Consider the following 17964-nt stretch of genomic DNA (forward strand, 5'->3'; position numbering starts at 1 on the left):
CCGAAGAGTTAGTCCGGCAAGGGAGGGAAATCCATGATACAACAACAAACTATCCTTAATGTTGGTGACAACACTGGCGCTAAGAAGGTTATGTGTATCCGTGTATTAGGCGGTTCTTACCGTAAATATGCTAATATCGGTGACGTTATCGTATGTGCTGTTAAAGATGCATCACCCGGTGGCGTTGTAAAAAAAGGCGACGTAGTTAAAGCAGTTGTTGTTCGTTCCGTTAAAGGTGTTCGCCGTGCAGACGGTTCCTACATCCGTTTTGATGAGAACGCAGCAGTTGTAATTAAAGACGACAAGAGCCCGCGCGGCACTCGTATTTTTGGGCCTGTTGCCCGCGAACTTCGCGAAAAAGACTTCATGAAAATCATTTCTCTGGCACCGGAAGTGCTGTAAGAAATTAGATAACGCACTGTAAGGAGGTGTTCTTGACATGGCAAATGCTGTAAAGCTGCATGTTAAAAAAGGCGATACCGTTCTTGTACTGTCCGGTAAGGATAAAGGCAAGCAAGGTAAGATCGTTGAAGCTCTGCCTAAGAAAGCCAAAGTGGTTGTTGAAGGCGTGAATAAAGTAAAACGTCATACCAAACCGTCTCAGGCAAATCCTCAAGGCGGCATCATTACTAAAGAAGCTCCGCTCGCTTCTTCCAAAGTAATGCTGGTATGCCCGGTTTGCAAACAAGCTACCCGTATTAAAAAGACCGAAGTTGCCGGTGCTTTCGTAAGAACCTGCAAAAAATGCGGTGAAGTAATCGATAAATAATTTTCCGGGAAAGGAGGAAATAACTGAATGGCAAAGACCAGATTGCAAGAAAAATATTTGTCTGAAGTAGCTAAGGCTATGCATGACAAATTCCAATATAAAAACGTAATGGAAATCCCTAAAATCGAGAAAGTTGTCATCAACATGGGTGTTGGCGAGGCTGTAGGCAACAGCAAGGCTCTGGAAAGCGCAGTTGCTGATATGACTCAGATCGCAGGTCAAAAACCTGTTATCACCAAAGCTAAGAAATCCATCGCAGCTTTCAAAGTACGTCAAGGCATGCCTCTGGGTGCTAAAGTAACCCTGCGTGGCGACCGTATGTACTATTTCCTTGATAAACTGATGAATCTCGCTCTTCCGCGCGTACGTGACTTCCGTGGCGTAAATGCTTCCGCATTTGACGGCCGTGGTAACTACGCACTGGGTCTGAAAGAACAATTGATTTTCCCGGAAATCGAATATGATAAGATCGATAAAGTTCGTGGCATGGATATCATCATTGTGACTACCGCTAAGACAGACGAGGAAGCTAGAGAGCTGCTCAAACTCCTCGGAATGCCGTTCGGCGCATAAGTGAGGAGGGAACACATTGGCTAAAAAAGCCCTGATCGAAAAATGGAAAGGCGAACCGAAATTTGAAGTTCGTCATTATAACCGCTGCAAAGTTTGCGGCAGACCTCATGGCTATATGCGTAAATTTGGCCTCTGCCGTATCTGCTTCCGTGAATATGCTTATAAAGGAGCTATTCCGGGCGTAACCAAAGCAAGCTGGTAAGACAGACAACAAGGAAGGAGGGTATTTAAGTATGGTAATGACTGACCCGATTGCTGATATGCTTACCCGTATTCGTAACGCAAATTCAGTTCATCATGATAAAGTTGAGATCCCCGGCAGCAAGATTAAGCTGGCTATTGCTGAAATCCTGAAAGCCGAAGGTTTCATTAAAGATTTCGAAGTTATTGCTGACAGCAAACAAAATGTTATCCGCGTCAGCCTGAAATACGGTGCTAATAAAGAGAAGGTTATCTCCGGTATTAAACGTATTTCCAAACCTGGTCTGAGAGTATATTCTCAAAAAGACCAACTGCCTAGAGTCCTCGGAGGTCTGGGTATTGCATTAATTTCTACTTCCCAAGGCTTGATGACCGACAAAGCTGCTCGTAAAGCAGGCTTGGGCGGCGAAGTTCTTGCATACGTATGGTAATACTGAAAAGATAGGAGGTGCTCGTACGTGTCTAGAATTGGTAAGATGCCAATTACTGTTCCCGCTGGTGTAACAGTTACTATTGAAGATAATCACGTGACCGTTAAAGGTCCTAAAGGCGAATTAGCTCGCCAAATCAATAAAAACATGAAGCTGACCATGGACAATGGTGTAATCACTGTTGAACGTCCGGACGATGAAAAAGAAAACCGTTCTCTGCATGGTCTGTCCCGCACCCTGATCAACAACATGATCATTGGTGTAACTCAAGGCTTCAGCAAAACTCTGGAAATTAATGGTGTTGGTTACCGTGCTGCTAAGCAAGGCCAAAACATTAACTTCACTCTGGGTTTCTCTCACCCGGTTGTAAAAGAGCCGCCTGCAGGTATTACTTTTGAAGTTCCCGCTCCGAACAAGATCGTTGTTAGCGGTGCTGATAAAGAAGTTGTAGGTGCAGTTGCTGCAGATATCCGTACTTTGCGTCCGCCTGAACCTTATAAAGGTAAAGGTATCCGTTACGAAGGCGAACATGTTCGTCGTAAGATTGGTAAAGCCGGCGCTAAAGGCAAGAAATAATTTCTAAAAGAAGGGAGTGAAACTCTTGCTTAACAGAGTTGATAAAAACGAGAAACGTCAAAAACGTCATCTCCGTTCTCGTAGATATATTATCGGTACTGCTGAAAAACCTCGTCTGAACGTATACCGTTCCCTGTCCAACATTTATGCACAGGTTATTAACGATGAGACCGGCGAAACTATCGCTGCTGCCAGCACCGTTGAAAAAGATCTGAAAGAAAACTACGGCGGCAACATTGAGGCTGCTAAAGCTGTAGGCAAAGCAATCGCTGAAAAAGCGCTGGCTAAGGGTGTAAAAGAAGTTGTATTCGATCGTGGTGGTTATCTGTACCACGGCCGTGTAGCTGCCCTGGCTGAAGCTGCTCGCGAAGCTGGCCTGGTATTCTAAGAGAAGGAGGAAATAAAGTGGCGAACTTCGAAAATAAAGAAAACGAATTACAAGAAAAAGTCGTTTTCATCAACCGTGTTGCTAAGGTTGTTAAAGGCGGACGTCGTTTCTCCTTCGCTGCACTTGTTGTTGTAGGTGATGAAAATGGTCATGTAGGCATGGGCCTGGGTAAAGCTGCAGAAGTTCCTGAAGCTATTCGTAAAGGCGTTGAAGACGCTAAGAAAAACCTGGTTACTGTACCGCTGGTTGGTACTACTATTCCTCATGAAAACATCGGTGTATTCGGCGCAGGCCGCGTATTCCTGAAACCGGCTGCAGAAGGTACCGGCGTTATCGCTGGCGGCCCTGTACGTGCCGTACTGGAATTGGCTGGCGTTCGTGATATTCTTACTAAATCTCAAGGCTCTTCCAACCCGAACAACATGGTTCGTGCAACCATTGAAGGTCTGAAATCCTTGAAGAGTGCTGAAGCTGTTGCAGCTCTGCGTGGTAAAACCGTAGAAGAATTGTTGGGCTAAGGAGGACTTTGTCATGGCACAAATTAAAATCACCCTGACCCGCAGCCTGATCGGTTACCCCAAAGATCAGCGTGCAACCGTTAAAGCTCTGGGCTTAGGTAAAATCAATACTAGCGTTGTTAAAGAAGATACTCCGACTATTCGCGGCATGGTTCACAAGGTTGAACATCTCGTGAAGGTTGAAGAAGCGTAAGACAAGGAGGTGTACTGAAGATGAATTTACATGAATTGTCTCCCGCTCCGGGATCTAAACGTGTAGCAGTTCGCGTAGGTCGTGGCTTGGGCAGTGGCTTGGGCAAGACTTCCGGTAAAGGCCAGAAAGGTCAGAAATCCCGTTCCGGCGGTGTTAAGCGCCCTGGATTTGAAGGTGGTCAAAGACCTCTGTACCTGCGTCTTCCTAAACGCGGTTTCTACAATAAATTTGGTAAAGATTATGTTGAAATCAACGTTTCCGTACTCAATCGTTTTGAGGACGGCACCGTTGTTGAACCCGTAATGCTCATTGAAGAAGGTGTTGTTAAGAACATTCGCGACGGCATCCGTATTCTTGGCAATGGCGAATTAACCAAAAAGCTTACTGTACAAGCTATGGGCTTCAGCAAATCCGCTGAAGAAAAAATCGTTGCAGCTGGCGGTAAGATTGAGGTGATCTAAAGTGTTAGCAGCCCTTGCAAACATATTTAGAATAACAGAACTCAGGCAAAAAGTTATATTTACTCTCGCCATGTTCATCGTATTCAGGGCTGGAACACATATACCTGTTCCTGGCGTAAACGCTTCTGTCATTGAACAGCTTTTCCGTAGCGGCAATCTCTTCGGACTGCTTGATATGTTCAGTGGCGGCGCCTTGAGCAAATTCTCCATTTTTGCTATGAGTATTACCCCATATATCAATGCTTCAATTATTTTACAGTTATTGAAGGTAGTTGTACCGACCTTGGAACAATGGTCCAAGGAAGGTGAGGAAGGCTTCAAGAAAACGACAAAGCTTACACGTATGCTGACGGTGGCTTTGGCGTTTGTCCAAGCCTGCGGTATGGCCTATGGCTTGAAGATGGCGATTAATAACCCCGGGATTTTCTCAATCCTGCTTATTGCTATCACCCTTACAGCAGGAACAGTTTTCCTTATGTGGATAGGTGAGCAGATTACAGCTCGCGGTGTCGGCAATGGTATTTCCCTGATAATCTTTGCCGGTATCGTATCCAGACTGCCGGATGGACTTAAGGTAATTTTTCAATATCTGCAGGCTGGCACGGTAAGCTTATTGAACGTTATTTTGTTCGCGGCTATTGCCCTGGCGATGGTAGTTTTCGTAATTATTATCTCTGAGGGTATTCGCAAAATTCCCGTTCAGTATGCTAAGCGTGTAGTAGGTAAAAAGGCTTATGGCGGTCATACAAGCTATATCCCACTGAAGGTCAACCAGGCAGGAGTTATCCCCATCATCTTCGCTTCTTCGGTGTTGATGTTCCCGGTAACAATTGCTCAGTTCGTTGATGTTCCTTGGGTTAAAGCAATGGGTAAGCTCTTTCAGTGGGGCAGCCCGCTGCAGACCACATTATATGTTCTGATGATTTTGTTCTTCACTTACTTCTATACAGCAGTAAGCCTGAACATCGGAGATCTTTCCGATAATATCAAAAAGAACGGTGGCTTTATTCCCGGTTTAAGACCTGGTAATCCTACTACAGAATATCTTGACAAGGTAATGTCCAGAATAACTTTGGCCGGTGCGATTTTCCTCTCATTAATTGCGCTGATGCCGAACGTTATCGGATGGGTAACTCGCATTGAAGGTGTGTACTTCGGTGGTACCGCTTTGTTGATCGTTGTTGGTGTTGCATTACAAACTATGAAGCAGATAGAGTCCATGGTGCTGATGCGTCATTATCATGGCTTTATGAAATAGGAGGAGTTCAGAATGTACATTCTTTTAATGGGACCTCCGGGTGCTGGTAAAGGCACTCAAGCAGAAAAACTCATTGATGAATTTAAAATCCCTCATATCTCCACAGGAGACATGTTCCGTGCAGCAGTAAGCGCAGGCACCGAACTTGGTAAAGAGGCAAAAAAATACATGGACGCTGGCGGACTTGTCCCCGACGTCGTAACCATCGGCATTGTTCGTGAAGGCTTGTCCAAACCCGAATGTGCAAATGGTTTCATCTTAGATGGCTTCCCGAGAACTGAGGAGCAAGCAGTTGCTCTCGACGGAATCCTCAAAGACCTGGGCATTAAATTGACCGGTGTTGTTAATATCTCTGTTCCTGACTCTGAGCTGGTAGCTCGTGTAGTTGGCCGCCGCATCTGCAAAGCTTGCGGTGCTACCTATCATGTAAGCTTCAATCCCAGCAAGGTAGAAGATGTTTGCGATAAATGCGGTGGTAACCTTTATCAACGTAATGATGACAAAGAAGAAACCGTTGTAAATCGTCTGCATGCTTATCATGAACAAACAGAACCGTTAATCGAGTACTACAAAAAACAAGGCCTGTACAAAGAAATCGATGGCTTGCAGCCTATTGATAAAGTATATGCTGACGTTAAAGCTAGTCTCGGATGTAGCAAATAAGGAGGTACTGCAGTGTCCAAACAGGATGTTATTGAGGTTGAAGGTACAATCTTAGAAGCACTTCCCAATGCTATGTTCCAAGTTCAACTGGTTAACGGCCATACAATTTTAGCACATATATCCGGTAAGATTCGTATGAACTTCATCAAGATATTGCCTGGTGATAAGGTTACCGTGGAGCTTACTCCGTACGACCTCAATCGTGGAAGAATTACTTATCGGTATAAATAATCCAACAGGCAAAGAGGAGGTTTAAATTATGAAAGTAAGACCGTCTGTTAAGCCAATATGTGAAAAATGCAAAGTCATTAAACGTAAAGGCCATGTAATGGTAATTTGCGAAAACCCGAAACATAAACAAAAACAAGGATAAGAAGGAGGTGCACATTAATGGCACGTATTTCTGGTGTCGATTTACCGAGAGATAAACGTATTGAGTATGCTCTGCCGTACATCTATGGCATCGGCCTGACTCTCTCTCGTGAAATTTTAGCTAAAACCGGTATTAACCCGGACACTCGCGTTCGCGACCTGACTGAAGAAGAAGTTGCTAAGATCCGTGAAACTCTGGATCAGGACTATAAAGTTGAAGGTGACCTCCGTCGTGAGGAATCCCTGAACATTAAACGTCTGATTGAAATTGGCAGCTATCGTGGCAGAAGACATCGTATGGGTCTGCCTGTTCGTGGTCAAAACACTAAAAACAATGCCCGCACCCGTAAAGGTCCGAAACGTACTATTGCAGGCAAGAAGAAATAATTAGCGAGGGAGGGATAAACCAGTGGCTGGCAAGAAAGTTGTTCGCAACAAGAAAAAAGTTAGCAAAAACGTAATCAACGGTGTAGCACATATCCGCTCCACCTTCAATAATACTATCGTTACCATCGCTGATACCGAAGGTAATGTTCTGAGCTGGGCCTCCGCAGGCGGCCTCGGTTTCCGTGGCAGCCGTAAGAGCACTCCGTTTGCTGCACAAATGGCTGCTGAAGAAGCAACCAAAGCTGCTATGGAGCATGGCTTGAAACAAGTAGAAGTATATGTAAAAGGTCCTGGCGCTGGCCGTGAAGCAGCAATTCGTGCACTTCAGGCTGCAGGTCTGGAAGTTAACTCTATTAAAGACGTTACTCCGATTCCGCATAATGGCTGCCGTCCGCCGAAACGTAGAAGAGTATAATTGGGGGTGTAAATAGATGGCAATTGATAGAACTCCTGTCCTGAAAAGATGCAGATCTTTGGGCTTAGCTCCCGCATTCATGGGCATTAGCAAGGAATCTAAACGCCAAGTTCGCCGCCAAAACAGAAAAAAGAGCGAATATGGCATTCAGTTAACTGAAAAACAAAAAGCTAAATTTATCTATGGTGTCCTGGAAAAACAATTCCGTGGCTACTATGATAAAGCTAAAAAGATGGAAGGCATCACCGGTGAAAACCTGCTGATCCTCCTCGAAAGAAGAATCGACAACGTAGTTTTCCGCCTCGGCTTGGCTAACACCCGCCGTCAGGCTCGCCAAATCGTAAGACATGGCCACATTGCTGTTAACGGCAAACGTCTGGACATTCCTTCCGCATTGGTTAGAGTTGGCGATGTTGTAACCGTTATGGAAAACAGCCGTGCTAAAGAATACTTTAAAGGCATGGACGAAACTCTGGCTACCAAAGCAGTTCCGGCTTGGCTGGTACTGGACGCTGCTAACATTAGCGGCAAGGTAGACCGTTTCCCGACTCGTGAGGAAATTGATGTTCCTATTGAAGAGCACTTCATCGTAGAGTTGTACTCCAAATAATTAGTGAATATCTTGTGCCACCCACTTATGAGACGTATTGTGGTAATACGCGATAGAAGGAGGCTTTCCGAATGATTGAAATTGAAAAACCTAAGATGGTTACATCTGATGTCAGCGAAGATGGTCGTTATGGCAAATTCGTTTGGGAGCCGCTCGAGAGAGGCTACGGCATTACACTGGGCAACAGCCTGCGTCGTGTTCTGCTGTCCTCCCTGCCGGGTGCAGCAGTAACATATGTCAAGATTGACGGTGTTCTGCATGAGTTTGCTACTATTCCAGGTGTTCGCGAAGATGTTGCTGATATCATCCTGAACATCAAGGCATTATGCCTTAAAATGGAAGGTGAAGGGGAAAAAATTCTGCGTATCGAATGTTCCGGTGAACAGGAAGTTACTGCAGCTAACATCATTGCTGATAGCGATGTTGAAATTTTGAACCCTGAACTGCACATTGCGACTTTGGATAAAGACGCAGTTTTCAATATGGAAATTCATATTGATAAAGGTCGTGGCTATGTACCCGCGGACAAAAATAAACAGCCTGATCAGCCTATCGGCGTAATTCCGGTAGACTCCATTTACTCTCCTATTACCAGAGTGAAATTTGCTGTTAACGATACCCGCGTAGGTAATGTTACCAACTATGACAAGCTTACTTTGGAAGTTTGGACTGATGGCAGCATGAAGCCTGATGAAGCTGTTGACATGGCTTCCACCATCCTGATTGACTATCTCAAGCTCTTCCAGACCAGTGATGGCAAAGGTTCTGTAATCACTGTTACTGGCGGTTCTGAGCCTGAAGCTCCGGAGCCGAGCAAGCAAGAAGGTCAAAACACAATGTCTATCGACGATTTGGATTTGTCCGTTCGCAGCAATAACTGCCTGAGACGTGCAGGAATCAATACTGTCGAAGAATTAATCCAGAAAACCGAAGCTGATATGATTAAAGTCCGTAACTTAGGCAGCAAATCTCTTGAAGAGATTAAAAAGAAACTTGAGGATATGGGCTTGCATTTTCGCAAAAACGATGAAGAATAACTAAGGGGGTCAGAAGTACATGGCATACAGAAAACTGGGTCGTAACTCCAGCAACCGTAAGGCTCTGTTTCGCAGCATTTTAACTTCCTTCTTCAAATATGGTAAGATTGAAACTACCGTTACCAAAGCTAAAGAAGTTGCTAAGCAATCCGCTCAACTGATTACTTTGGCTAAACGCAATGACCTGCATGCTCGTCGTCAGGTTATGGCAGTTCTGGTTGACGAAACCATTACCAAAAAACTGTTTGAAGAAATTGCTCCGAAATATGAAGGCAGACAAGGCGGCTTTACTCGTATTTACAGAGTAGGTCCTCGCCGTGGCGATGCAGCTGAAATGGCTATCATCGAACTTATCTAATTTAGAGCTGGAAAAGCAGGAACTTAGGTTCCTGCTTTTTTTGCGTTCTGAAAAAAGTCTGTGTATAATAGTGGTATGTAAAATCCGCTAATCAGCAAGCATGCTGAAGGATATTCATAGTATTAGTCAGATATATACCATAATATGAGGAGGAAAAGATAATGCGTTTTTATACAGTGAAGATTAATGGAAAACAGGAAATACTTGTCGGCTTTCAGCAAGAGGCTGCGGTCTATAGATTGAGCTTATTGGCAAGACTGGTGCCCGAGCTGGCAACTGATGATATGAATGAACTTATTTGCTGCTATACACCGGCAGTAAAGGAAAAGCTGGAGCGTTTGGCAGAAAATGAGGATGTGCTGCAGGGAGCAGCTGTAAACCTGGCAGAAGTGAAGCTTTTGGCACCTATTGTTCATCCGCGTCAGGATGTAGTCTGCCTTGGCATTAACTATGACGCACATGCTCAGGAAGCAGGGCGTTTTTCCAGTGAAGCCTTTGGTGGTGAACGTCCCTATACGATTTATTTTTCCAAGCGTGTAAACAGAGCTACAGCAAGTGGCGAAAGTGTTCCGCGTTATGAAGGCTTGGTAGACAGCCTTGACTATGAGGCAGAGCTGGGAGTGATTTTAGCTAAAGATGCTAAAGGTGTAAGCAAAGAAAACGCCAGAGATTATATTTTTGGTTATACAATTATTAATGATATCAGTGCACGTAATCTGCAGACGCGTCATAAGCAATGGTATTTGGGAAAAAGCCTTGACGGTTTTACGCCAATGGGACCATGCATTGTTACTGCTGATGAGATTGGGGATGAGCAGGCGCTTGATATTAGCTGTACCGTTAACGGACAGCTGCGCCAGAGTAGTAATACCCGTTATATGATTCAGACTGTCTGTGGGGCAATTGCAGAGCTGTCAGAGGGTATGACACTGGCTGCAGGAACAATTATAGCTACCGGTACTCCGGCAGGTGTCGGTATGGGTATGAAGCCGCCGACATTCTTGCAGCATGGCGATAAAATCGTCTGCTCCATCGAAAAAATTGGCTCATTAGAAAATATGGTTGATTAAAAGCTGCAAACTCATATGTTTACAATAAAAATACTTGTCTTTTTAGGGCTGATGGCATAAAATAAACTTAGAGACCATAATAAATTTAAAGGAGGCTACAAAATGGGTAAATTCGTAATTTCTCAGGCAAAAAATGGCGTTAAGTTCAATCTGAAGGCTGCAAATGGTGAAGTAATTGCCAGCTCCCAGGTTTATAAGGATGAAAAGTACTGTCGTAAAGGCATTGCCAGCGTTATCAATAATGCACCGATTGCTCCGATTGAGGACCAGACGGTAGAAGGCTTTACCCCCTGTAAGCATCCAAAATTTGAGGTTTATAAGGATAAGGCAGGCGAATTCCGCTTCCGCCTGAAAGCAACTAACGGACAGATTATTGCTACCGGTGAAGGCTATAAGGCAATGGCTGGTTGCAAACGTGGCATTGAGTCTATTAAAAAGAATGTTGTTGATGCTAAAATAATTGTTGAAGCACCCAAAGAAGAAAAAGCAGAATAATATCAATCAAAAGGACCACTACGCTATAAACACGCAGTGGTCCTGAACTTTTTACGCAACAGTTTAAATTCTTCTGTTGCGTATTTTTTATTTTTTCAATAAGAGTTATTTTCCCCGCAGCTCCAATACAACCATTTCTGGTGCAATCTCTGTACGGACAGGTGGTCCCCAAAAGCCATAGCCATTATTGGTGATGGCTGTAAGATTACCAAAATCGGTACGGCCGTAGTCCAGCTTGTACATTTTCTTCGTCACAAGACGGTTAGGGAAAAGCTGTCCAGTGTGCGTATGACCTGCCAGATAAAGGTCATACCCAGCATCATCTGCAGCGTCCATACGACGTGGCTGATGATCAAGCAGAATATTGTAGTATTCCTTATTTTTATCTGCCAGTCTTATAAGCTGATCATTGGTACGGTTTTTGCTGTAGTCATCAATGCCTGTTATTTTGATTTTGCTATCGATTATAGTGTCATTGTTGCGCAGGATATGAAAGCCCTTTTCTGTCAGCATTTGCTGCCAGCGTAAGGGTTCATCGAGGTAATCATGGTTACCGAAGGCCATATAGACAGGCGCTTTAATCTGTGCCAAGGCAGAAAGAGTATCTTCTTCTTCTACGTAAAAGATGCGCTCGTCAAGCATATCGCCGCTGACAACTACGAAGTCCGGGTTCTGAGCATTGACGCGTGCAGCGAGATGTTCAGCATAGTTATGGCCTAGAATACGTCCCAGGTGCAGGTCAGTGAGAAAGACAATTCTATAATGTGCATTTTGCGGCAGTTTTTCTGTTACCAGCGATTCTGTACGGACCGTGGGATGAAAGGCGCGATAGCTGCCCCAGGTAATGAAGCAGCAGATAAAGGCAAGACCGATAATACTTATTTTTGCTGAAGGCATCTGCCAGTTGCCTATTTTACTGATAAGCCAACAGAGAAGGTGCAGGATTGCCAGCAGAAGTGTATAGTAGCAAAAGGCAATCCAGAGGCCTTCAATCCATGCTGTAAGTTTGAGCAGGAAATGCGGTGTTCCCTGCGGCAGCATAACGCTGATAGCAGTACCAAGTGCCATAAAAAGATATAGAAGCCCAAAGGCCAGCGTACGTCCGAAGGGCAGATTGTGGCGATAATACATATAACCGATGATACTCATGAGAGCATCAATAGTACCGACGAAAAGAAAAATTCGCATCTTGTTACTAAAGCTCCTTTGTATATTAATCTCCTGTTTATATTATATATGTTAGACTGCACTTTAAGTCAAGAGGAAAGCAAAGAAAAAGGACTGCCGCTGAAGACAGTCCTTATTGCAGAGTGTTATTTGCTTGGAATAGCACCGACGCCGTTTAAGATGATGGATGGGCGGTAGGAGAATTCCTTAATGTTCTCAGGCGTGCTTACACCACTAAGGACAAGCGCAGTCATCAAGCCGCTTTCCATGCCGGCAACAATATCCGTATCCATACGGTCGCCTATCATGGCAGCATCCTCCGAATGTACGTCCAAAAGACGCAGTCCGGTGCGCATCATCAGCGGATTAGGCTTGCCGACGAAGTAGGCCTTTTTGCCGGTAGCGAGCTCTATAGGTGCAACCAATGCGCGGCAGGCGGGGATGATACCGAAATCAGACGGTCCTGTAAGGTCACTGTTGGTGGCAATCAGGCGTGCTCCCTGGTTAATAAGGCTTACTGCCTTGAGAATCATATTGTAGTTATAAGAATTGGTTTCTCCGACGACAACATAGTCCGGATTAACATCATTCATGGTGATACCGGCATCATAAAGTGCATTTACCAGGCCGGGGCCACCGATAACATAGGCACTGCAGCTAGGTGCCTGTGAATGGATGAATTTGGCAGTGGCAAGAGCACTGGTATAAAAATGACTTTCATCAACGTCAAGTCCCAGACGCAAAAGCTTTTGCTGCAGCTCCTTGGGACTGCGTTCACTGGCGTTAGTCAAAAATAAAAAGCTCTTTTTTTCCTCGTACAACCAGTTGACAAATTCTTTTACTCCCGGTAACAGGTTATTTCCGTGATAGATAACACCATCCATATCGCAGATAAAACCTTTTTTGGTACGCAGCTGCGTTAATAGTAATTCATGTTTTTCGTTGTTATCCATAATTTTATACTTCCTTTTTTGTTTTAGACACTTATATTATGCAAGAAAAAAACGTCTTTTGCAATAGCTGCAATGACAGCAGAAACAAGAATTAGTTAATAGTTTGTAAAATATTATTTTCTTGAGTGCTTTTTTATCGCTAAATGTTAAAAGAATTCTGAAGTTAGTGTTGTATCATAGTTAGAGGTTGACAGATTTATAATATAGTGATAAAATAAAATATTTTTGACAATAAAGAAGGGGCGTGCTACAATATATTCATAAGGATTAATTTTTAGGAGGGTTGAAGATGTTTGCAACAGGTGACAGAGTTGTGTATCCTATCCATGGCGGTGCTATTGTTAAGGATATAGAAGCACATATGCAGGATGGCGAGAAGGTAGAATACTATATTTTACAAATGCTTTTTGAAAATATGACAGTAGCAGTACCGGTCGAGAATGCCGAAAAATTAGGACTCCGTTACATCGGTGATGAAGAAACCTTGAATACAATTGCCAATGTATTGCAAGAAGTGCCGGATGTGCAGTCGGTAAAAGCAATTTCCTGGAATCGGCGCTTTCAGCTGTATATGCAGAAAATAAAAAGCGGCAGCGTTGCTGAGGTTGCAAGAATCTTTAAAATCCTGACTATTTTAGAGCGCAGTAAAAAAATATCAGTAGGTGAGCGCCGCTTGCTGCATAGCACGAAACAGATTTTGCAAAGTGAGGTTATGCTGATCAGGGATCTGGATGCAGAGAGAGCAGGCAAATGGTTAGATAGCTGTTGCATTTGAATATGATATATGGACCGTTTTAAGGCTGTTGCATTGTCAATTGCTTTAAAACGGTTTTTTTGCAAAAATTTTAGGTGTTTTTTTCATTAATGTCATATTTAAAAAAGTTATTTACTTGTATTTTGACGACTATAGCTGTATTATATAATTGATATAGTAGTAACAAGAACTACTATGCAACAAATTTTAAAGAAAGGGGGAAATGTAATGCTGAGAAAAATTATTAGCCTGAGCATATCGTTAATTATTATTGTAACCGGACTCATACTAACAAATCTATCATTACCGCTTTTATCAAATTACTTAGGCTATGATTTGCACGGCAACGGCTTACTTGGTGTTACCTTTGCTACAATGATTCTGACACTGCCAGGTCTTTTTATCTCTTCCTGGTTGGGCTTAGTATTGGCGCCGTTTATTACAAAATGGTTGTTCAATTACGCTGAGCGCTTGACAGTTTCTCTTTCTAATGTGCCTACCAGTGATATCCTGGTAATGGTTTTTGGCATTGGTATTGGCTTGATCTTAGCAAATCTGATTGGTAGTCCTTTTTCAAGACTGCCGGTTATCGGACCATTTATTCCTATCGGACTCAGTCTTGTACTCTCGGTTGTCGGTGCTAAGCTGGCTTTACGCAAGCACAATGATATTGTGGAATTCTTCAACCGTATTCCTACGCGTAAACCTGTTAAACCTGCCAGTGAAGAAAAAAGTGTTCTGGAAGGACCGTTGGGTGACCGTCTGTATAGTAGCAATAAATTGCTTGATACAAGCGTCATTATTGACGGACGTGTCATGGATATTATGGCCGCAGGCTTTTTAGATGGACAGATGGTAGTGCCAAATTTCGTCCTGGAGGAGCTGCAGAAGCTGGCGGATTCTTCGGACAACATGAAGCGTGCCAAAGGACGTCGTGGTCTGGATTTGGTGCATGATTTGCAAATCAGCTACAAGAATCGTATTCTGGTTGTAGACAATGATTACGATGATTTAGAAGGCGTGGATGCGAAGCTTGTGCGTCTGGCAAGACAGGCTAATGCTGACATTATCACCAATGATTATAATCTTAATAAGGTTGCCGGCATTCAGGGCGTTAAGGTATTGAATATCAATGAGCTGGCGAATGCCATTAAACCAGTAGTTGTTGCCGGCGAGGAAATGAATGTCTTCCTGGTTAAAGAAGGCAAGGAGCAGGGACAGGCTGTTGCTTATCTTGACGACGGTACCATGATTGTCGTAGAAAACGGCCGTCATTTTATCGGTCACAGTGCGATTGTTGTGGTAACCAGCGTACTGCAGACCTCTGCCGGAAGAATGATTTTCGCTAAAACAAAATAGGAGCTTTTAAGATGGGCAAGGATGAACTTATTGTAATTGTTCCGGCTGCAGGCGCAGGTAAGCGTTTGGGGCTGGGGATTAATAAGGCCTTTGCTATGCTGAACGGTGCACCACTTGTGGTGCACTGTCTGCATATGCTGGCTGTAACAGGATTTGTGAAGCGTGCTGTTGTCGTGCTGGCGCCGCAGGAGGTGGCAGAAGGCCAGGAGCTTTTAGCCGGTTATCAGGAGGCGTATTTTAAGACGTTGCCGTTTTGCGTGGTAGCCGGCGGCAAGGAACGTCAGGATAGCGTTGCCAATGCGCTGGCGACAGTAGAAGAAACTGACTGTTATATCGCTGTACACGATGGCGCGCGTCCCTTTGCGGGACGCGCTGTTTTTGAACGCACCTTAGCGGCCGCCAAGGAGCATGGCGCTGCTATTGCTGCTGTTCCGGTGAAGGATACTATTAAGGTTGTTGATGCTGACGGTATCGTAACTGCTACGCCTAAGCGCAGTACGCTGGTGGCAGTACAGACACCGCAGATTTTTGCAGCATCTTTACTGAAGCAGGCTTACGCACAGTTGGCAGCACATCCTGCTGCAGTTACCGATGATGCTTCGGTAGTAGAGCTGATGGGACATAAGGTAGCAACAGCGCTGGGACGCTACGAAAATATCAAAATTACCACGCCGGAGGATTTGCTCTTTGCAGAAAATCTGCTGGCACAACAGGAGCAGGAATATGGAAAATAAAATTATGATGCCGCAGTTTCGCATTGGCTGTGGCTATGATGTACATAAGCTGGTAGAAGACCGTAAATTAATTATCTGTGGTGTTGAGGTGCCTTATGAAAAAGGCCTTTTAGGCCACAGTGATGCCGACGTGGCTTTGCATGCGCTGATGGACGCGCTTTTGGGCGCTGCCGCTATGGGCGATATCGGCAAGCACTTCCCTGATACGGATGAACGCTTTAAGGGGGCAGACAGCATGCAGCTGACGTTGCATGTCAAAAAACTTTTGCAGGAGGCAGGCTGGCAGGTTAATAACGTAGATGTGACGATTATTGCCCAACGCCCGAAGCTGGCAGGCTATATTGCCGAAATGCGTACTAATGTTGCCAAGGTCTTGGATGTTGCTGAGTCTGCCGTAAATGTTAAGGCGACAACAACAGAAAAGCTCGGTTTTACAGGCAGAGGCGAAGGTATTGCCGCTGAAGCTGTGGCGAGCCTTGTCAAGATGTGATATAATAATTAGACTGATAAGTGTAATCTGGTTGGATATACCGGTGGAAGGAAATTTATTTTAGCCGGAACCGGAGTGATTGTGCTTTTTGGTAAATCTAATGTTAATAGATAAATTTGGAGGGATATATCAATGTGTAATGATGAAGTTAGAGTAAGATTTGCGCCGAGCCCGACTGGCCCGTTCCATATCGGTGGTGCGCGCAGTGCGCTGTTCAACTATCTGCTAGCCCGCAAAACCGGCGGCAAGCTGATTCTGCGTATCGAGGATACTGACCGTGAGCGTTCTACCCCGGAATCCGAGGAAAACATCAAGGCTGCTTTGAAGTGGCTGGGTATGGATTGGGATGAGGGCGTTGATGTTGGCGGACCGAATGGCCCGTACCATCAGATGGAACGTCTTGATATCTACAAAAAATATACTGACAAACTGCTGGCTGAAGGTAAGGCTTATTATTGCTACTGCACCGATGAGGAGCTGGAGGAAGAACGCCAGAGCCTGATTAAAGAAGGCAAAATGCCGCGTTACATGGGCAAATGCCGCCATCTGACTGAAGAGCAGATTGCTCAGTTCAAAGCTGAAGGCCGTAAACCGACCGTTCGCTTCCGTGTTCCTGCCGACCAGCAGATTCTCGTTCGCGACATGGTTCGTGGTGATGTAGTTTTTGATTCCAATAATATCGGTGATTTCGTTATCGTTAAATCCGACGGCATCCCGACCTATAACTATGCTGTAGTTATCGACGATGCACTGATGCACATTACTCATGTAATCCGTGCTGAAGAGCATTTGTCCAACACTCCGCGTCAATGCCTCGTTTATGATGCACTTGGCTTCAAACAACCGACCTTCGGTCATATTTCCCTGATTCTGGGCAAGGACCACACCAAAATGAGTAAGCGTCACGGCGCTACCAGCGTTGACCAATATCGTCAGCTGGGTTATCTGCCGGAAGCTATCAACAACTTCCTGGCACTTTTGGGCTGGGCTCCGAACAGCGAGCAGGAAATCTTCAGCATGGACGAGCTGATTCACGAATTCAGCATGGACCGTGTTGCTAAGAACCCCGCTGTTTTTGATATCGACAAGCTGAATTGGATTAACCAGCACTATATGCGTCAGCTGGATGCGGAAGCATTCTTTGAAGCTGCTAAACCGCACATGATTGCTGCAGGCTACATGACCGGCGAAGAAGAAGGCGAAAAGCTGGCTTGGCTCAAACGCGTTGTAGCAACCGCACAGGAGCACATTTCCTATGCTGCACAGATTCCTGAATGCGTAGAAATGTACTTCAATGATGAATTCGATTTTGAAAACGAGGAAGCAGAAGCAGTCCTGAAGGCTGAAACTGTACCGACCGTTATCAATATGCTGCTGGAAGAGCTGCCGAAGGTAGAAAACCTGGACAATGCTGCAGTCAAAGCTCTGTTCAAGCAGATTCAGAAAGCAACCAAGCTGAAGGGCAAGGATGTATTCATGCCGATTCGTGTCGCTCTGACCGGCAACCAACATGGTCCTGAGCTGGCAGCAATGGTTCCGCTGCTGGGCGTTGAGCGTACTGCAAAACGTATTAAATCCAGCTTGGCAAAAGCAGGCGTAAATCTGTAATATTATTTAGAAGAATAAACAACACTTCTTGTGTCCCTATAAATGCGACTGATAAGTAAATTTTAGTCTATACCGGGACTGTCATCGCCTTCAGGCGATGACCAGGGGTGTCAGAGGAGAAGTA

28 protein-coding genes are annotated in these 17964 nt (G+C 44.7%); 26 read left to right on the forward strand and 2 right to left on the reverse strand.

What is annotated here, in order from left to right:
- The first annotated feature begins 33 nt into the window (after positions 1–33).
- The 21 genes from rplN (at position 34) to Q0G26_RS01705 (ending at position 10775) form a co-directional block, all read left to right on the forward strand.
- Complete coding sequence (rplN, locus tag Q0G26_RS01605; protein WP_009145395.1) at positions 34–402, forward strand: 50S ribosomal protein L14; 369 nt, start codon at positions 34–36, stop codon at positions 400–402.
- Between the two features lie 37 nt (positions 403–439).
- The gene (gene rplX / locus Q0G26_RS01610; protein WP_009145396.1) at positions 440–769 is read left to right on the forward strand and encodes a 50S ribosomal protein L24; all 330 of its coding nucleotides are present in this window, start codon (positions 440–442) and stop codon (positions 767–769) included.
- Positions 770–796: 27 nt separating this feature from the next.
- Positions 797–1342 (forward strand): 50S ribosomal protein L5, encoded by a 546-nt coding sequence (gene rplE, locus Q0G26_RS01615; protein WP_009145397.1) that lies wholly within the window; start codon positions 797–799, stop codon positions 1340–1342.
- Positions 1343–1358: 16 nt separating this feature from the next.
- A complete protein-coding gene (locus tag Q0G26_RS01620; protein ID WP_009145398.1) occupies positions 1359–1544 on the forward strand; it encodes a type Z 30S ribosomal protein S14 in 186 nt (61 codons plus the stop codon).
- A gap of 31 nt (positions 1545–1575) precedes the next feature.
- A complete protein-coding gene (gene rpsH, locus Q0G26_RS01625) occupies positions 1576–1974 on the forward strand; it encodes a 30S ribosomal protein S8 (RefSeq protein ID WP_009145399.1) in 399 nt (132 codons plus the stop codon).
- Between the two features lie 27 nt (positions 1975–2001).
- A complete protein-coding gene (gene rplF / locus Q0G26_RS01630; RefSeq protein ID WP_040565066.1) occupies positions 2002–2550 on the forward strand; it encodes a 50S ribosomal protein L6 in 549 nt (182 codons plus the stop codon).
- 25 nt (positions 2551–2575) lie between these two features.
- On the forward strand, positions 2576–2938 hold the full coding sequence (rplR, locus tag Q0G26_RS01635; RefSeq protein ID WP_021719367.1) for a 50S ribosomal protein L18: 363 nt from the start codon (positions 2576–2578) through the stop codon (positions 2936–2938).
- Positions 2939–2955: 17 nt separating this feature from the next.
- Positions 2956–3456, forward strand: coding sequence for a 30S ribosomal protein S5 (gene rpsE / locus Q0G26_RS01640; protein ID WP_009145402.1), 501 nt, complete (start codon positions 2956–2958; stop codon positions 3454–3456).
- Between the two features lie 13 nt (positions 3457–3469).
- Positions 3470–3649, forward strand: a complete 180-nt coding sequence (gene rpmD, locus Q0G26_RS01645; RefSeq protein ID WP_021719369.1) for a 50S ribosomal protein L30 — start codon at positions 3470–3472, stop codon at positions 3647–3649.
- Between the two features lie 20 nt (positions 3650–3669).
- Positions 3670–4110, forward strand: coding sequence for a 50S ribosomal protein L15 (gene rplO / locus Q0G26_RS01650; protein WP_009145404.1), 441 nt, complete (start codon positions 3670–3672; stop codon positions 4108–4110).
- Between the two features lies 1 nt (position 4111).
- Complete coding sequence (secY, locus tag Q0G26_RS01655) at positions 4112–5368, forward strand: preprotein translocase subunit SecY (protein WP_293827950.1); 1257 nt, start codon at positions 4112–4114, stop codon at positions 5366–5368.
- A 12-nt stretch (positions 5369–5380) separates the two neighbouring features.
- Positions 5381–6031 (forward strand): adenylate kinase, encoded by a 651-nt coding sequence (locus tag Q0G26_RS01660; RefSeq protein ID WP_293827953.1) that lies wholly within the window; start codon positions 5381–5383, stop codon positions 6029–6031.
- 12 nt (positions 6032–6043) lie between these two features.
- Positions 6044–6262 carry a translation initiation factor IF-1 gene (infA, locus tag Q0G26_RS01665; RefSeq protein ID WP_009145407.1) on the forward strand — a complete coding sequence of 73 codons (219 nt, stop codon included), beginning with the start codon at positions 6044–6046 and terminating at the stop codon, positions 6260–6262.
- Between the two features lie 28 nt (positions 6263–6290).
- A complete protein-coding gene (gene rpmJ / locus Q0G26_RS01670) occupies positions 6291–6404 on the forward strand; it encodes a 50S ribosomal protein L36 (protein WP_004092858.1) in 114 nt (37 codons plus the stop codon).
- Between the two features lie 17 nt (positions 6405–6421).
- Complete coding sequence (rpsM, locus tag Q0G26_RS01675; RefSeq protein WP_009145408.1) at positions 6422–6790, forward strand: 30S ribosomal protein S13; 369 nt, start codon at positions 6422–6424, stop codon at positions 6788–6790.
- A 22-nt stretch (positions 6791–6812) separates the two neighbouring features.
- Positions 6813–7205 carry a 30S ribosomal protein S11 gene (gene rpsK / locus Q0G26_RS01680; protein WP_009145409.1) on the forward strand — a complete coding sequence of 131 codons (393 nt, stop codon included), beginning with the start codon at positions 6813–6815 and terminating at the stop codon, positions 7203–7205.
- Positions 7206–7221: 16 nt separating this feature from the next.
- Positions 7222–7815 carry a 30S ribosomal protein S4 gene (rpsD, locus tag Q0G26_RS01685; RefSeq protein ID WP_293827955.1) on the forward strand — a complete coding sequence of 198 codons (594 nt, stop codon included), beginning with the start codon at positions 7222–7224 and terminating at the stop codon, positions 7813–7815.
- Between the two features lie 71 nt (positions 7816–7886).
- Complete coding sequence (locus Q0G26_RS01690; protein WP_021719373.1) at positions 7887–8852, forward strand: DNA-directed RNA polymerase subunit alpha; 966 nt, start codon at positions 7887–7889, stop codon at positions 8850–8852.
- 19 nt (positions 8853–8871) lie between these two features.
- The gene (gene rplQ / locus Q0G26_RS01695) at positions 8872–9210 is read left to right on the forward strand and encodes a 50S ribosomal protein L17 (RefSeq protein WP_293722806.1); all 339 of its coding nucleotides are present in this window, start codon (positions 8872–8874) and stop codon (positions 9208–9210) included.
- Positions 9211–9371: 161 nt separating this feature from the next.
- On the forward strand, positions 9372–10280 hold the full coding sequence (locus Q0G26_RS01700; RefSeq protein WP_293827958.1) for a fumarylacetoacetate hydrolase family protein: 909 nt from the start codon (positions 9372–9374) through the stop codon (positions 10278–10280).
- 102 nt (positions 10281–10382) lie between these two features.
- Positions 10383–10775: a YegP family protein gene (locus tag Q0G26_RS01705; protein ID WP_293827960.1), complete on the forward strand. Its 393-nt coding sequence runs from the start codon at positions 10383–10385 to the stop codon at positions 10773–10775.
- A 105-nt stretch (positions 10776–10880) separates the two neighbouring features.
- Here the strand turns inward: Q0G26_RS01705 and Q0G26_RS01710 are convergent, their stop codons facing one another.
- Positions 10881–11963 (reverse strand): metallophosphoesterase, encoded by a 1083-nt coding sequence (locus Q0G26_RS01710; protein WP_293827962.1) that lies wholly within the window; start codon positions 11961–11963, stop codon positions 10881–10883.
- 125 nt (positions 11964–12088) lie between these two features.
- Complete coding sequence (locus Q0G26_RS01715) at positions 12089–12895, reverse strand: HAD-IIA family hydrolase (RefSeq protein WP_293827964.1); 807 nt, start codon at positions 12893–12895, stop codon at positions 12089–12091.
- Between the two features lie 289 nt (positions 12896–13184).
- Here Q0G26_RS01715 and Q0G26_RS01720 point away from each other — a divergent pair, with 289 nt between their 5' ends.
- The 5 genes from Q0G26_RS01720 (at position 13185) to gltX (ending at position 17840) form a co-directional block, all read left to right on the forward strand.
- Entirely contained in the window at positions 13185–13670 is a 486-nt protein-coding gene (locus tag Q0G26_RS01720) for a CarD family transcriptional regulator (protein ID WP_293827966.1), read from the forward strand.
- 207 nt (positions 13671–13877) lie between these two features.
- On the forward strand, positions 13878–15008 hold the full coding sequence (locus Q0G26_RS01725; protein WP_293827968.1) for a PIN domain-containing protein: 1131 nt from the start codon (positions 13878–13880) through the stop codon (positions 15006–15008).
- Positions 15009–15019: 11 nt separating this feature from the next.
- A complete protein-coding gene (gene ispD / locus Q0G26_RS01730) occupies positions 15020–15742 on the forward strand; it encodes a 2-C-methyl-D-erythritol 4-phosphate cytidylyltransferase (protein ID WP_293827973.1) in 723 nt (240 codons plus the stop codon).
- The gene (gene ispF / locus Q0G26_RS01735) at positions 15732–16232 is read left to right on the forward strand and encodes a 2-C-methyl-D-erythritol 2,4-cyclodiphosphate synthase (protein WP_293827975.1); all 501 of its coding nucleotides are present in this window, start codon (positions 15732–15734) and stop codon (positions 16230–16232) included. The genes ispD and ispF overlap by 11 nt, the downstream gene beginning before the upstream one ends.
- Before the next feature lie 132 nt (positions 16233–16364).
- Positions 16365–17840: a glutamate--tRNA ligase gene (gene gltX / locus Q0G26_RS01740; RefSeq protein WP_293827977.1), complete on the forward strand. Its 1476-nt coding sequence runs from the start codon at positions 16365–16367 to the stop codon at positions 17838–17840.
- Positions 17841–17964 lie beyond the last annotated feature (124 nt).

Origin of the sequence: uncultured Phascolarctobacterium sp. (assembly GCF_934190775.1) — a bacterium.
In the GTDB taxonomy this organism is placed as follows: Bacteria; Bacillota; Negativicutes; order Acidaminococcales; family Acidaminococcaceae; genus Phascolarctobacterium_A.